This window comes from Pseudoclavibacter sp. JSM 162008 (assembly GCF_041366455.1).
Taxonomy (GTDB): Bacteria; Actinomycetota; Actinomycetes; order Actinomycetales; family Microbacteriaceae; genus Pseudoclavibacter.
In genome coordinates this window covers 46,659-61,673 of record NZ_JBEWYX010000016.1, presented here as the reverse complement: position 1 = coordinate 61,673, position 15,015 = coordinate 46,659, and the positions used below count along the sequence as shown (strand labels likewise).

At 69.2% G+C, this 15,015-nt stretch carries 11 protein-coding genes; 4 read left to right on the top strand and 7 right to left on the bottom strand.

Annotated elements, in window-relative coordinates; genetic code table 11:
• Positions 1-1,119 carry an alpha/beta fold hydrolase gene (locus tag ABVF28_RS13370; protein ID WP_371030845.1) on the top strand — a complete coding sequence of 373 codons (1,119 nt, stop codon included), beginning with the start codon at positions 1-3 and terminating at the stop codon, positions 1,117-1,119.
• A 192-nt stretch (positions 1,120-1,311) separates the two neighbouring features.
• On the opposite strand, the gene ABVF28_RS13365 is transcribed toward ABVF28_RS13370, so the two are convergent.
• Positions 1,312-1,953 carry a TetR/AcrR family transcriptional regulator gene (locus ABVF28_RS13365; protein ID WP_371030844.1) on the bottom strand — a complete coding sequence of 214 codons (642 nt, stop codon included), beginning with the start codon at positions 1,951-1,953 and terminating at the stop codon, positions 1,312-1,314.
• 136 nt (positions 1,954-2,089) lie between these two features.
• On the opposite strand from ABVF28_RS13365, the gene ABVF28_RS13360 reads away from it, so the two are divergent.
• A complete protein-coding gene (locus ABVF28_RS13360; RefSeq protein WP_371030843.1) occupies positions 2,090-4,657 on the top strand; it encodes an MMPL family transporter in 2,568 nt (855 codons plus the stop codon).
• 218 nt (positions 4,658-4,875) lie between these two features.
• Here ABVF28_RS13360 and ABVF28_RS13355 read toward each other — a convergent pair whose 3' ends face one another.
• Together ABVF28_RS13355 and ABVF28_RS13350 are read right to left on the bottom strand one after the other, a co-directional pair.
• Positions 4,876-5,535, bottom strand: coding sequence for a dihydrofolate reductase family protein (locus tag ABVF28_RS13355; protein ID WP_371030842.1), 660 nt, complete (start codon positions 5,533-5,535; stop codon positions 4,876-4,878).
• A 273-nt stretch (positions 5,536-5,808) separates the two neighbouring features.
• Positions 5,809-8,211 (bottom strand): HNH endonuclease, encoded by a 2,403-nt coding sequence (locus ABVF28_RS13350; protein ID WP_371030841.1) that lies wholly within the window; start codon positions 8,209-8,211, stop codon positions 5,809-5,811.
• 268 nt (positions 8,212-8,479) lie between these two features.
• Between ABVF28_RS13350 and ABVF28_RS13345 the strand changes: the two genes are divergently transcribed.
• Positions 8,480-9,148: a hypothetical protein gene (locus ABVF28_RS13345; protein WP_371030840.1), complete on the top strand. Its 669-nt coding sequence runs from the start codon at positions 8,480-8,482 to the stop codon at positions 9,146-9,148.
• A 102-nt stretch (positions 9,149-9,250) separates the two neighbouring features.
• On the opposite strand, the gene ABVF28_RS13340 is transcribed toward ABVF28_RS13345, so the two are convergent.
• Genes ABVF28_RS13340 through ABVF28_RS13330 form a run of 3 tightly spaced genes read right to left on the bottom strand, consistent with a single transcriptional unit; the run spans position 9,251 to position 12,457 of the window.
• Complete coding sequence (locus ABVF28_RS13340) at positions 9,251-10,540, bottom strand: ABC transporter permease (protein WP_371030839.1); 1,290 nt, start codon at positions 10,538-10,540, stop codon at positions 9,251-9,253.
• Positions 10,537-11,397, bottom strand: coding sequence for an ABC transporter ATP-binding protein (locus ABVF28_RS13335; RefSeq protein WP_371030838.1), 861 nt, complete (start codon positions 11,395-11,397; stop codon positions 10,537-10,539). The genes ABVF28_RS13340 and ABVF28_RS13335 overlap by 4 nt, the downstream gene beginning before the upstream one ends.
• Position 11,398: 1 nt before the next feature.
• Positions 11,399-12,457, bottom strand: coding sequence for a hypothetical protein (locus tag ABVF28_RS13330; protein ID WP_371030837.1), 1,059 nt, complete (start codon positions 12,455-12,457; stop codon positions 11,399-11,401).
• 158 nt (positions 12,458-12,615) lie between these two features.
• On the opposite strand from ABVF28_RS13330, the gene ABVF28_RS13325 reads away from it, so the two are divergent.
• Complete coding sequence (locus ABVF28_RS13325) at positions 12,616-13,509, top strand: hypothetical protein (protein WP_371030836.1); 894 nt, start codon at positions 12,616-12,618, stop codon at positions 13,507-13,509.
• A 232-nt stretch (positions 13,510-13,741) separates the two neighbouring features.
• Here ABVF28_RS13325 and purT read toward each other — a convergent pair whose 3' ends face one another.
• Entirely contained in the window at positions 13,742-14,950 is a 1,209-nt protein-coding gene (purT, locus tag ABVF28_RS13320; RefSeq protein ID WP_371030835.1) for a formate-dependent phosphoribosylglycinamide formyltransferase, read from the bottom strand.
• Positions 14,951-15,015: the final 65 nt, after the last annotated feature.

The window sequence follows — 15,015 nt, the reverse complement described above, 5'->3', positions numbered from 1 at the left end:
GTGTCTCCCGCTTCCCGACCGGCCTCCGCCTCTGACCTCGCTGGCCAGCACGTCCAGGTTCGGTACATCCGTCACGGGGAGGTTCGGGCGCGGGTGTCGACGATCGGAGCCGACGGCGACCGTGCGTTTGTGCTCGTCGCGGGCATCGGCGTCGCCTCGAACTACTACGAGAACCTCGCACCCGGGCTCGGGGAGTTCGGGCCGGTGCACGCCCTCGACCTGCCCGGATTCGCGGGGGTGCCGTACCCGAAGCGGCCCATGAGCATCCAGCGCTACGCAGCTGTGGTCGGCACCGTCATCGACGAGCTGGGGCTCGTCGACCCCGTCCTCGTCGGCCATTCGATGGGCACCCAGGTGGTGGCCGAGCTCGCCTCGCAGCGCCCCGAGCTGAGCACGCTGGTGCTCATCGGCCCCGTCACGAACCCCCGCGAGCGGTCGCTGCTGAAGCTGGCGTTCCGGTTCCTCGAGTCGTCGGCGCACGAGCCGTTCAGGGTCGCGATGCTGGCCGTCGGCGCCTACCTGCTGTGCGGGTTCCGCTGGTTCTCCGCCGTGCTGCCGCGCATGATGCACTACCGGATCGAGGACGTGCTGCCCCACATCCAGGCGCACACGCTCATCATCAGGGGCGAGCACGACTCGCTCGTGCCGCGCTCCTGGCTGCGCGAGATGGCCGGGCTGCTGCCTCGAGCATCCACGTGGGAGATCGAGGGCGCCGCGCACTCCGTCATGTACGACCACGCGAAGGGTGTCGCCGAGCTCTGCGTGGACCACGCGCGGGAACCCTTCGACACGCGAAGCGCGGAGGGTGCCGGGCAGGATCTCGCCGCCGACGCCGCGGCGGGCAAGCTCGTGCAGGTCGCCGACGAGGAAGCGCGCAACCGCAGGGTGCACGTCACACCCCGACTGGTGCTGCAGGTGCTGCGCTCGCGGTGGAACGAGTTCTTCGCAAGCGCCGACAACCGCCCGCAGGACATCGCCGAGGCGAAGACGGAGCACTTCCAAGCCCAGCTCGAGGCGTTCGGCGCTGCCGAAGCCGATTCCGGTGCTGGTGCTGGTGCTGGTGCTGATGTCACCGAGGGAAGCCAGCCGCACGCGCGACCGGGCGAGGGCCGCGCCTGACCTCAGCTCGCTGAGGGTGGCCAGCCGGTGAGCGGCCGGTCCGGGAACGCGCCGAGCGCGATGTCAGAGCGCCCAGCGCTCACCGCTCACCGCCAGACGCGGACATCCGTCGTCCGACGTTACGTCTGACGCCGGCACCCGTCGCCTGACCTCGATCGTTTGCGCACTGCACTGGCTCTTGGCTCTTAGCTCTTAGCTCTTAGCCTGAGCCGGTCCGAGCACCGCGTCGAGGAGGCGCTGGAGACTTTCGTCGCTCGACTCGGTGCGGCTCAGCGCGCGGAGGAGGAGCGCGCCGATGATGGCCTCACCGATCTCCTCGAGCCGTGCATCAGCTGCCAGCTGGCCATCGGCGATGGCGATCTCGAACCGTTCGGTGAGGGAGTGGCTCGCGCCGAGGCTTTCGTGCAAGCGCCGGCCGATGTCGGCGTTCTCGACGGATGCGGCGATCAGCGAGCGGACGAGCAGCTCGCCCTGCGGCTGACCGAGGAGCGCGAGAACGGCGCTGAGCCAGGCCGTGAGGTCGTGGCGCAGCTCACCCGAGTTCGGCACGGTGAAGCGGTTCGGGAAGAGCTGCCCCTGCAGGAGGCAGTCGGAGACGAGCGCGCCCTTCGAGGGCCACCAGCGGTAGATGGTCTGCTTCGAGACGCCCGCCTCTGCGGCGACACCCTCCATGGTGAGGCGCTCGTAGCCGCGCTCGGCGAACAGCTTCGAGGTGGCCTCGAGCACCGCGACTCTGGCGGCTTCGCTGCGCACCGGGCCCTGTCGGTGGCCGGAAGCGGCGCGCTCGTCGACGCCTGGGGCTTGCTCTGAAGCGTCTGCGGCTTGCTCTGGCATGCCCGCCATCATATTCACAAACTGCGTAGACGAGACGTTGCGTATGATCTAGGGCGGCGCTCCTTCAGGCGGACGGTTTGGGCTCGAGCGCCACCACGAACGAGCGCGCACGATCTTGTGCGCCGAGAGGATGCTGATGGCCGAACTGCTGTACCGCCTGGGGAACTTCGCTACCCGCCGAGTGTGGGTCGTCGTGGGGGCCTGGCTGGTCATCCTCGGGCTCGCCGTCGGTGGGTTCCTGATCGGGTTCAAGGGCCTCACGTCGAGCTTCGACGTGCCGGGCACCGCATCCGGGGAGGTCATCTCGGACCTCGAGGAGCAGCTGCCCGACTTCGCGGGCGCATCCGGCACCGTCGTCTATTCGACGGCGGACGGGTCGGCGCTCACGGACGCGCAGCGTACGGAGATCAGCGCGGTCATCGCGGATCGCGGCGACCTCGACGACGTGGCCGACGTCATCGACCCGTTCTCGGCGACCGCCGAGCTCGAGGGGCAGGCGGCTCAGGTCGAGAGCGGTCGTACGCAGATCGCCGAGGGTCAGACGCAGCTTGACGCGGGCCAGGCGCAGCTCGATGCAGGAAAGGCCCAGCTGGATGCCGCGCAGGCGCAGCTGGATGCCGCGAAGCAGCAGCTCGAGGCGGCGGGCAACCCGGCGCCGCAGGTCGAGGCCGTCGCGGGGCAGCAGGCGCAGCTGGACGCACAGGTGCAGGCGCTCGCCGAACAGCAGGCGACGTTGGATGCATCCCAGGCTGAGATCGACACGCAGCTGCAGCAGCTGGAGAACGGCGCGACGCTCGTGGAGCTGTCGGACGGCATCAGCCTCGTCTCGGAGGACGGCTCGACGGCGATCGTGAACGTGTCGTTCACGGAGCCTCGCCTGGAGCTGAGCGAGGAAGCCAAGCAGGGCGTCATCGAGTACTTCGAGGCGCACCCCGTCGACGGTGTCAACGTGGCGTTCTCCACGGACATCGCCCAGAGCGTGCCGCAGATCTTCGGCATCGGCGAGGCGGTTGGCCTCGTCTTCGCGGCCATCGTGCTGCTGGTGCTGCTGGGGTCGGCGCTTGCCGCATCCCTCCCCATCCTCACGGCGCTCGTGGGCGTCGCGATCGGCGTCGTCAGCGTGCTCGCGTTCTCCGGGGTCGTGCAGATGGCGTCGGTCACCCCGGTTCTCGGCATCATGCTGGGGCTCGCGGTGGGCATCGACTACTCGCTGTTCATCGTGAACCGGCACCGCAAGCAGCTCATGCAGGGCATGGAGGTGCGCGAGTCGATCGGCCTCGCGAACGGCACCGCCGGCAACGCGGTGGTGTTCGCGGGCGCGACGGTCATCGTCGCCCTGCTTGCTCTCAACGTGACGGGCATCCCGTTCCTCGGCCTCATGGGCACGGCCGGCGCGGTGTGCGTGCTCATCGCGGTGCTCATCGCCGTGACCCTCACGCCTGCACTGCTCGGCAAGCTCGGGATGCGGGTGCTGAACAAGCGGCGGCGGGCGCACATCCGCAAGCTGCACGGCACGGGCGGCGGGGTTGGCGAGGCCGGCGGCACCGCAACTGGCGGTGTCGGGGTCGTGACGGGTCAGGTGCGTGCCGCGCACGCTGCACCGCTGAAGGCGATGCCGACGTGGCGGGCCATCGTCACCGTGTTCGCGGGCGTTGCCGTGCTGCTGACGATCGCTATCCCCGCGCTCTCCATGAGGGTCGGGCTGCCGGATGGGTCGTCGGAACCTGAGGAGTCGGCGTCGTATCAGGCGTTCACGATCACGGAGGAGCAGTTCGGGGCGGGCACGACTGGGCCGCTGCTCGTGACGGCGACGTTGCCCGAGGGGCTCGATGATGCGGGAGTGCTCGACAAGCAGGTGCTGGTCGCGGAGAAGCTGGCGTCGCTCGATGACGTGACGGCGGTCGCCCCGATCGGGGTTTCCGACAACAAGAGCCTCACGGCGTTCCAGGTGATTCCGGCGGAGGGGCCGAACAGCGTCTCCACGGAGCAGCTGGTCGGTGAGCTGCGTGCGCTGCCGGAGATCGAGGACGGCATCACGCTCGGCGTCGCGGGTCAGGCGGCGATCAATATCGATATCTCCGAGGGTCTCAACTCGGTGCTGCCGCTCTACATCGCCCTCGTGGTCGGGTTGTCGCTGCTCATCATGATCCTCGTGTTCCGGTCGATCCTCGTGCCGCTCATCGCGACGGGCGGGTTCATCCTGTCGCTGTTCGCGACGTACGGTGCCGTGGTTGCCGTCTTCCAGTGGGGGTGGTTCGCTGACCTCATCGGGCTGCACGCGACGGGCCCCATCCTGAGCTTCCTCCCGGTCATCCTCGTGGGCATCCTCTTCGGGCTCGCCATGGACTACCAGCTGTTCCTCGCGTCCGGGATGCGCGAAGCGTACGTGCACGGGGCGGAGGCGAGGGTCGCGGTCGTGCAGGGCTTCCGCGCTGGCCGGGCTGTCGTCATCGCGGCGGCGCTCATCATGGTGTCGGTGTTCGGCGGGTTCGTGTTCGCCGAGTCGACCATGATCCGTTCGATCGGGTTCGGGCTCGCGTTCGGTGTGCTGCTCGACGCGTTCATCGTGCGTATGCTCATCATGCCGTCGCTCATGCACCTCCTCGGCAAGTCAGCGTGGTGGCTGCCGAAGTGGCTCGACAAGATCATGCCGAACGTCGACGTCGAAGGGGCCGCGCTGGAGCGCAAGCACCCCGTGCACTGAGGCGCGGACGAGGCACAGCTGAATTGCGTCTACGGCGAACCGCTGCCTCGAAATCCGGGGCGGCGGTTCGTCGTAGTTACGCCTGCAGTCGTCGGTGCAACCGTGGTTGTGGTCGTCGGTGCAAACGAGGTCGTGGTCGAGGTCGAGGCGGGAGCGGCTGTGCTCCTGTTCCCGATCCCGATCCCCGACCTCGATCCCCAAACGGCGGTCGGGGCCGGTCAGCGCTCGCGGAGAGCCTCGTCCATGTCGGCCGTCTCCACGGGCCCGCCTGGTCCATATTTGAGGAGGACGGTGCCCTTCGGGGACGCGACGGGCGGCTCGAGGAGCGTCAACCCGAGGGATGGCCCGTCGTCGGGGAAGAGGCGCTTCCCGGCCCCCAGCACCACCGGGTAGACCCACAGGTTCAGCACGTCGAAGAGCCCCTCCCGCACAAGGTCCTGCGCGAAGTCGACGCTCCCGACCACGGGGATGCTCGAGTGCCGCTCCCTGAGTGCCGCCACCTCGGTCGCCAGGTCCGGCCCCACAAGGTGTGACGTCGCCCACGGGAGTTCTGGGTTGCCGCGCGACGCCACGTACTTCGGGATACTGTTGAACACCGACGCGATGCTGTCCGACGGACCATCCGCGTATCGCGGCCAGTACGCCGCGAAGATGTCGTACGTCTTGCGGCCCAGCAACAGCGCATCCATGCTCTGGATGCCCGCGTTCACCTGCTCGCCGTCCACCTCATCGATGAGCGGCCCCTGCCAACCCCCGAACCTGAACCCACCCTCCGGGTCTTCCTCCGGACCGCCCGGAGCCTGCTGCACCCCGTCCAGCGTCGTGAAGAGGTCGATGATGATCTGGCCGGCCATGGCGTCTCCCTTGATCGCACTCATGAGCTTGCTGCTTGCTGCTTGTCGCTTTGGGTCTTGCTGCTCTTGCAGTTGGCGTCGCAGCCCCGACCGCTCTCCTGACGGCTCTCACGTCCGTTGGCACGGTCGATGCCACGGTCGGTGCCCGACCGCCGCCGTCAGCCCTGCTGCGAGCGCGGCTGCTTCGCGGCCGTCCCATCGTGTTGTTGCGTTGCACCTGACTGCCGCCGCCCCTGCATCTCAATGTACGACCGCGAGACGCCCCGCCAACGGTGAACGGGGTGGGAATCCGAAGGCCTAAAAGGGCGGTGGGTCGTGCGATGAGTCCGGGTCCTCCTGACCCAGGCGATCTCCGGTTCCCGCCCCGCCCTCTGGCAGGTTCTGTGCCAAGCCTTCAGCGTTGTCTTGTTGCGCTGTTGGACGGAACTCCGGCTGCCGCGTCCGAGAGTCCGCCGCGTCGATGGCCGCCTTCTTCGCCGCACGTTCACGCCGGAACTCCTCCAGGAGACCGACCTTCGGGAAGCGCTGCCCACGATCCTCGTCGCCAGCGTCGCCAGCGTCGCCAGCGTCGTCGGCGTCGGCGTCGGCGTCGCCGGTGTCGCTGGAATCGCCTGCGTCGGGGGATGCACGGGTGTCGCCAGAGTCATAAGGACCGCCAAGCTCGCCAAGCTCGCCAAGCTCGCCAAGCTCGCCAAGCTCGCCAAGCTCGGCAAGGCGCGCAGGGTCGCCAGGGTTTGCAGGGTTTGCAGGGTTTGCAGGGTTCGCAGGATCTGCAGGGGTGTTTGGCCCTCGCGGGGTTCTCGCGTCTGGCGGGTCGACGGCATGAGCATCCACGGCAGGGATGGGCGGTGGCAAAGCTGTGAGCCGACCGAACTGCACTGGCTCGTCTCGGAAGAGGAGTCCGGTGGGTGAGCTCCATTCGTAGGTCCCATCCGCCAGTTGCTGCAGGGCCCAATCACCGTGGTGCTTGCCCGTGTGGTCGCCCTTGCAGAGGTAGCCGAGGTTGGGGAGACTCGTGGGTCCGCCTTCCTCCCAGGCCTTCGTGTGGTCGATCTCGCAGCGGTTCGCCGGCATCATGCAGCCCACGAAGCGGCACCGACCGTCGCGAACGGCGAGCCGGCGTCGCATCGCACTCGTCGGTCGGTAGCTGTCGACCTCGACAAGCGTCCCCTTGATGGGGTCGGTGAAGATGCGCTCGAACTCGGGAGCCGCGTCGATGAGACGGCGAACCTCCGCAGTCGGAACGGGGATGTAACCGTCAAGAAGGGCCGGAACTGAGGCCACACGCGGCGGCGGAGCGTCGGTAGCGCCAGGCGAATCCGGTGGCACGCCCGGCACCATTCCGCGGTGCTGAGGCGCCGCCGGAGCAAGGTACGCCTCGACGGGGACCACGAAGGCGATCTTCGCCTCGACGGGGTCTCGGCCCTTCAACTCCTCTGGCGTCGCCCGGAGGAAACTGTCGCTCAGCACGTCGGCTCGCACCTCATCCAGCGAACGTGGCTCCGGCAGAGGGGCCTCGTCCGCGTCAATCGCCTCCGCGCGCGCCCCCACGCCCGCGCCCGCCGTCCCATCCTCGAGGTCGCCCGTAGACAGATGGGAACCGGCCAGCTGCCCGGCCGGATCGCCGGCCTCGGCCTCGGCCTCGAGAGAGTCCGCAGCGTGACCGGAGTCCGCCGAGTGATCAGAGCCTGCCGCGTGACCGGAGTCCGCAGCGCGACCGGAGTCCGCCGAGTGATCGGAGCCTGCCGCGTGACCGGAGTCCGCAGCGCGATCAGAGTCGGCACGCTCTCTAGCTGCCCGTCGCTCGGCGTCGCTGATGACGCGCGCCTGCCTCGTCGTGCGGTCGAAGACAAGCCTGAGCTTCGCGTAGGAGTCAACGATGGACAGCTCGCCGAGCCCGTCTTCGAGCTGCGCAAGCGTGACCCTCCGAGTGCGGCGGGCCCGCTCGAAGCGCTCATCCAGCGACTCCTCCGTCAGCTCTTCGGCAGCGCGCTCCGCAAGCGCCTTGATGCGGCCAGGCGTCGTCGAGACTGCCTTCTCGAGCACCACCCTGCAGAACTCCGCCCTGCGGCGCTCGAGCTCGGCCGGGTCGGGGTGCACGATGCGAAGACCGGCGTCGACGATCACGAGCGCGTGCGCCCGACTGATCGCTCCGGCCTCCATGGCGCCCTGAACCGGCTCGAAGACCTTGGCAATCGCATACGCCCGACCGAGCTCGATCTGCACCGACCGCTGCGACCTTCCGGACACGGCCCCGATCTCACCCGCAAGCGACCGAACCTCGAGTGCCGGACTTGACGTGCCAGCGAGCTCATCGCCGCGGAGGCCCATCTCGAGCGCCTGAGCGTGCAGCTCGGCCTGCTCGCCGTGCAGCCTGTTGAGCTGCCGCTGGTTGTCGGCGAGCGCGGAGATCAGCAGGGCGCGGCGTGGGCCGGCCGCTCGGTCTTCGGCGTCTTGGCAGGCCCCGTCGACGACGGCGGGTTCGACGCCGAGTCGTGCCGCGAGGCGGTCGCGCACCTGACGGGTCCTGACGGAACGGGTGGGCACCCCTTGCAGCGAAGCCTCGTCGCATGCCCCGTCGACGACGGCGAGTTCGACGCCGAGGCGAGCCTCGAGGCGGTCACGGACCTCACCCGTCGTCGCGGAACGACCGAGCGCCGCTGCCTGCGGTGCCTTGGAGTCGACGGCTTCGTTCTGCATGCCTGCATCGTCTCCCGGACCACCGACATTCTGCGTTTCGGGCGTCACTTCTTGGCCATAGGTGCCACATTTTCCGCGGGAATGGGCGACAGGCGAGTCGGCCCATCACCCGACGAACCCCATTCACGGGGGTATCGCTCGGAAGGGGCAGACAGTGGACCGCCGCGAGCGCACCGTGCCCGCGTGAGGTGAGCATCCATCCGCAAGGGCCCAGCGCCCACCCGCCTGAACACAGCATCCATTCGCGCGCCCCGGCTAGCGTTGTCGCATGACTTCACCGCTCGCGGCCCCGACGCTCGAGATCCAGCGCACGCTGTGGGTGTGGTGCGGCGTCTACGTGTCGGCCTGGGTGAGCGGCCTGCTGGTCGGTGCCCCCGACGTCGCCCCCAGCGACAGCTCGGCCACCATCGCCGCCGCCTACGCCACCTCGCCGAGCGTGCTCGTCAACGCGGCACTCGTGCATGGCCTCGCCGCCGTCGCGCTCTACGGGATGTCGACCCTGCTCGGCAGCGAGCGGATGCGCAGAGCCACCCGCGGTGCGGGCCTGGCAACGCTTGTGCTCTCGCTCATCCAGTTGGCCGGCGAAGCGCTCCTCACGTTCGGGCTCGCATCCGACGGAGCAGCAGGCGTGATCGGTCTCGACTCCGGGCAGATCTGGGCGGCAATCCAGGTCGTCGACGGCGTGAAGATGCTGGCGCTGGCGGCCCTCGTGCTGATCGTGCTGATCGGCCAGACTCGGCGCGTGCTCTGGGCGACGCTTGTCAGCGGTGCGACCGTCTTCGCGCTGCTCGTATCCGCCGCCGGCTACCTGACGCTGAGTGCACCCCTCATGGCCGGCGCCTACGTCGCGCTACCGCTGCTCTTGATCTGGGCCGTCGTCGCCGCCCTTCGCTTCGGCACGCCGATCGCCGGGCCGGAAGCCGCGCAAGCCAGTTAGCCGCCGAGCTGGACCCGGCGCAGGCCAGCCAACCGCTGAGCCTCGGACGCTCGGACGCCGAACCCCGAACCCGAACCCGAACCCGAACGACGCAGCGACGCCCTATGACCTGATCGCGTCGATCACGTTGCTGCGGGTCGCGATGACGGCCGGGATGAACCCTGCCAGCAGCCCGACACCGACACTGACGACGATGCCGAGCACCGCAGCATCGACCGGGAACGGCACCGAGTCGGTGAGTCCGAGCCCACCCGTGATGGCCTCCTGGACAAGCGGATTCTGCAGCAGCACGATCGCGCAGCCGATGCCCACGACGCCTGCGAGCAGCGTCCCCACGACACTCTCCAGCAGGATCGAGAAGAAGACGCGCCCACCCGTTGCTCCGAATGAACGACGGATGCCGATCTCTCGCACCCGCTGCTTGACCGTCACGATGGACAGGTTCACGAACCCGATCGTGCCGACCAGCAAGACGATGCCGCCGACGGCCGTCACCAGGATCTGCACGGCCAGGAACGGATCGTCGCCCCACGCCAGGTAGTCCATCCGTTGCGCTTCGACCGCCCCGCCTTCACCGAGCGCCGCCTTCAGGTCCCGAACGATCTGGCTCGACAGCTGCTCGTGGTTCTCGAGGGGCAACCACAGCTCGTAGGTGGGGAACATGGCGGAGTTCCCCTCCGCGCCAGCAGCCAACGGGTCGGTGAAGGATCCGCTCATCATGCCGCCACCGCCCATCATCCCGCCGCCCGAGCTGGCGCCGAGCAGGTGCTGCGCATCGCTGAGAACGTAGAGCTGCTCCGGATAGTCCGGGTAGATGTTCGCGGAGACACCGACCACGACGGCCGTGGTCGGAGCGGACCCTGCGACCTCGAGCGTCGGATGCTCAGCCATCGAGGGGTTGCCGAGCCGGTTCCACATGGTCTCGTTGATGACGACCGCTGGCGCGAGGCGCTCGGCGTCGCTGGCCGTGAGCCAGGACCCGTCGAGCAGCTTCACCCGGTGCATCTCCCCGTACGCCGGATCGACGATCATCGACTCGACGTCGGCGACCCCGTCAACGAACTGGATGCGCGTCGCTCCGTACCCGGACGTCGACTGGTACGTGATCCCGTACCGTTCGATGGCGGCGGCGTACGCCGCCTCGTAGACCTCCACCTTCTCGTCGGTGGCCTCGCTCGACACCGTCAGCTGGTAGCTCGCGGGCCGGCCGCTCGAGCGTTCGGAGATCTCGATGGACGACTGCCGTGTTATCGACCCGAGCCCCGTGACCGCGACGATCGCGAACACGGCGATCCCGATCCCGACGAGCGCCAGCGTGACGCGCACCCGGTGCACTCGCAGCTCATCCCAGGCCTCGATGAACGCGCCGGCGACCTGCGTGAACCAGCTCATGCGCTCCCGCCTTCCGCGGGAGTCGCCTCGGTCGTCCTGGCCCTCGTCGCAGTCGCAGTCGAGGGCACGGGCGAGTCGACGTCGAGCTCCAGGTCAAGTTGCAGGTCTGTCGCCGTGCCCCTGTCCGAATGCAGACCGGTGCCCGGATCCGTGGCGGCATCCGTACCCCGGCCGGCGCTCGAAGGAACCAGCACGCCCGCATCGAGCCGCAGCATCCGGTCGGCTCTCGCCGCGACGTTCTCGTCGTGGGTGATGGTGACCAGCGCGGCCCCCGTCTCCTTCGAGATGTCGGCGAGCAGCGTCATGACTCGCGCGCCCGTCTCGACGTCGAGCGCCCCGGTGGGCTCATCGGCGAGGATCACCCGCGGCCGGCGCACGATGGCGCGTGCGATCGCGACGCGTTGCTGCTCGCCACCGGAGAGGCGAGTGGGCAGCGAGTCGAGGCGATGATCGAGGCCCACATCGGTGAGCGCCTCCCTGGCGAGCGCGTCGCGCCGCCAGAACGTGCGGTCGCGGGCGTAGAGCAGCGGCATGGCGACGTTCTCCGTCGCCGTGCGTCCCTTGAGCAGGTTGAACTGCTGGAACACGAAGCCGATCTGGGCCCCCCGCATCCGGTCACGCGCCCGCAGGCGCAGCGCCGCCGTCGGTTTGCCGTCGAAGAGCAGCTCGCCGCTCGTCGGTGCGTCCAGGAGCCCGAGGATGTTCAGCAGCGTCGACTTGCCCGACCCCGAGCGGCCCACGATGGAGAGGTGCTCGCCCTCTTCGATTCGCAGGTTCACGCCGCGCAGGATGTGCAGCTCGCTGTCGTCGGCGGCCCGCACCGACTTCGAGATGTCGCGGAGTTCGATGAACGCCACCTCAGCCGCCGAGCATTCCGCACACCTCTGTGCCGCTCATCGGGTCGATGAAGCAGTCCTCCGGGCTCGCCTGGTCGGCACCCGGCACGAACTCGAGCACGATGTCGGTCTCGGAGACCCCCTCGGCGATCTGCACGAGCGTGCCGTCGGTGAGGCCCAGCTTCACGTCGCGTTCCTCGATGGCGCCGTCGGCCCCCTGCACGAACACGACGCCCGTCTCTGCCTGGCCCTTCACGGCCGTGATGGGGAGCGTGAGCACGTTCTCCGCCACCCCGCCGTGCAGCACCACGTTGGCTTCGAGGCCGGGGAAGACGGTCACCTCGGCAGGAACGCGGCACGTGACGGTCGTGGTGTCCGTCGTCTCAGGGGCACCGGATGCGCCACTCGGGTCCTGCGCGGCGCTGCTGCTCTTCGCCGCTGCACCAGACGCGATGCGCAGCTCGGTGCACGTGAAGGGTGCAGGGCCGGCCGTGATCGTCACCTGCGCATCCGTCGGCGTCGTCGCGAGACGGTACAGCTGGGCCGGTGGGATCGTGCCCTTCACGACGAAGCTCGCCGGAGTGATCGCCACCGGCGCCTCCCCGACGGACACCTGCTGCTCCGCGATGAGGTTGAGCTTCGTGATCGTGCCCGACGTCGGGGCGACGATCTCGTTCCACTCGTACTCCGGCTCGGCCGCGGGCGCGGGCTGGGCCTCGCCGGTCGCATCCGGTGCCGTCGGAACCACGGCGGTCGGCGTCTTCTCGTTGCGGATCGACGCGAGTACGTCGCCCGCCTCGACGCGGCCGCCCTGCGTCGCGTAGACGGCGTCGATCGTGCCCATCATGGGCACCTTCGCCTCGACGGCGGGCGACTCCTGCACGTTCGCGGTCAACGTGACGTCGTTCGTGATGGTGCCGAGCACGGGGCTGATCGTCGGCTCGACGATCTCGCCGGTCGGCATGGCGGCGGACTCCTCAGGTGCGGAGCTGAAGAAGGCGATCTTGACGAGCGCGACGGCGATCACGGCCACCAGGAGGATCTTGATTCCCGGCCAGATCCAGGACTTCCATACGCGCACGCCGAGCTCCATTCTGTCCGCATCGCAGGACCGCGACGAGATCTGCGGGTCACGCCGGCCTGATGCGGAAGCCGACCCCGCGCACAAGGTAGCAGGGGCCGACGACACTGGGCGCGCCCATCCTGGACCCGGGGACTCGCCCCCTGCCACAATGAGACGTGACCACTTCAGCGCCTGACCTCGGCCTCCTCCTCGACGTCGACGGCCCCATCGCAAGCCCAGTGACCCGCACCGTCGCGATCCAGAGCATCCTCGATGACCTCGTCACGCTCGCCGCCGCGGGCGTTCCCATTGCGTTCATCACGGGCCGCTCCGAGGAGTTCATCCGCGAGCGAGTCATCGAGCCGCTCTTCGAGAACGGGCTCGCCGAGGCGCTGCAGCAGCCGGGCGCGCGCATGTTCGGCGTGTACGAGAAGGGTGGAACCTGGTCGGCGATTTCACCCGAAGGGATGAGCGAGCTGCAGATCGACGAGACGGTTGTACCGCCCGCCGCGTACGTCGCCGCGATCCGCGAACTGGGCGAGGGGGAGTTCAGCGACGTCCTCTTCTTCGACGAGACCAAGAAGGCCATGGTCTCGGTCGAGCAGCGCACCGACGTCAGCTCTGAGGCCTACCTCGAACGGCAGAAGGCCTTCGACGATGCCGCGTTCGAGCTCGCCGCGCAGCAGGGCGTCGGCATGCGCCACGGCGACCGCGAGGCCCCGGATGCGCAGGGCCTCGTCCCGTTCCGCATCGACCCCACGATCATCTCGACCGACATCGAGTCGGTGAAGCTCGACAAGGACCACGGCGCGCGCCGCGCCCTCGCCGAGTTCAAGGCCGCCGGCCCGCTGCCGAAGCGGTGGCGCTCGGTCGGCGACTCGCGCAGCGACTACAAGATGGCCGACGAGCTGCACGCCAGCGGGTACGACGCCGCGCACGTCGACGTCCGTCCCGCCGATGGCATCCTCGAGAAGGACTACGACGTCGTCACGTTCGGCGACCTCATCCACGACGATGCCGGCGCCGCGTTCCTCCGCGAATGCGTGCGCGAGCTCGGGCTGGAGGACTAGGGCGCGCGAGCGTCCTCCCGCGGGCGCAGACCTGCGAGACATGCAGGTTCGTCTCGCGGGGAACATGCATTTCCCGGAGGTCTGTGCCTGGACGGCGCGCAGTTCGGCATCCTCGCCGCCGCCGTCCTGCTCCAGTTGCTCCTCCTGCGCAAGGGCGCCGCGCGATCCCGCGCACGCTGACCCCAGGCTTGTGCCCAGCCTGGCGCTCCCCAGCGGCGTAGGTCCGCTCGCCTCAGTCCAGCGTGATACGCAGCGCCGCCGCGGCCTCGCGCGCCCGCTCCCGCGCCTCGTCGACGTCCGCGCCACGCGCGAGCGCGACGGCGACCCGCCGCTTGCCCGCGACGTTCGGCTTCCCGAAGAGCCGCACCTGCGACGTCGGGATGGCGAGCGCAGCATCCACACCCTCGACGACCGGCACGCCCGTACCCTCGGCGAGCACAGCGCAGGACGCGGCGGCCGGCTCCCCGGACCCCGCTCCGATGCGCAGCGGCTCCGACACCGGAAGACCGAGGACCGCGCGGGCGTGCAGCGCGAACTCCGAGACATCTTGCGACACGAGCGTCACGAGGCCCGTGTCGTGCGGACGCGGCGACACCTCGGAGAAGAGCACGTCATCGCCGACGATGAACAGCTCGACCCCGAACAGGCCGTAGCCGCCCAGGGCATCCGTCACCGTCTTCGCGACGACCTTCGCCTTCTCGAGCGCAGCCTCAGGCAACGCGGCCGGCTGCCACGACTCGCGGTAGTCGCCGTCGACCTGCGTGTGCCCGACCGGCTCGCAGAAGACGGTGCCGCCGACGTGGCGCACCGTCAGCAGGGTGATCTCGGAATCGAAGGGCACGAAGCCTTCGACGATGACCCTGCCGCGGCCCGTGCGCCCACCTTCCTGCGCGTAGTCCCACGACGCCTGGATGTCGTCGGGTTCGCGGATCACCGACTGGCCCTTCCCCGACGACGACATGACCGGCTTCACGACACACGGCAACCCGACCGCTTCGATGGCGTCCGCGAACTCGGCGAACGTGTCCGCGAAACGGTCCGGCGACGTCGCGAGGTCCAGCTCCTCGGCGGCCAGCCTGCGGATGCCCTCGCGGTCCATCGTGAGCTGCGTCGCCCGCGCTGTCGGCACGACGCGTGTGCGCCCCTCCGCCTCGATCTCGGCGAGCACCTGCGTCGCGATCGCCTCCACCTCGGGGATCACGATGTCCGGATGCTCGAGCGCGAGCACAGCGCGCAGCGCCACCGGGTCGAGCATGTCGACGACATGGCTGCGGTGCGCGACCTGCATCGCGGGGGCGTTCGCGTATCGGTCGACCGCGATGACCTCGACGCCGAAGCGCTGCAGCTCGAGCGCGACCTCCTTGCCGAGTTCGCCGGCGCCGAGCAGCAGCGCGCGCGTCGAAGCGGGGGTGAGCGGGGTGCCGAGGGTGCCATCCGTCATGCACGCATTCTCCCACCCCCGTGTTTCCGGCGGGCGCGTCGCGCTCCACGAACGCGTGAGGCGAG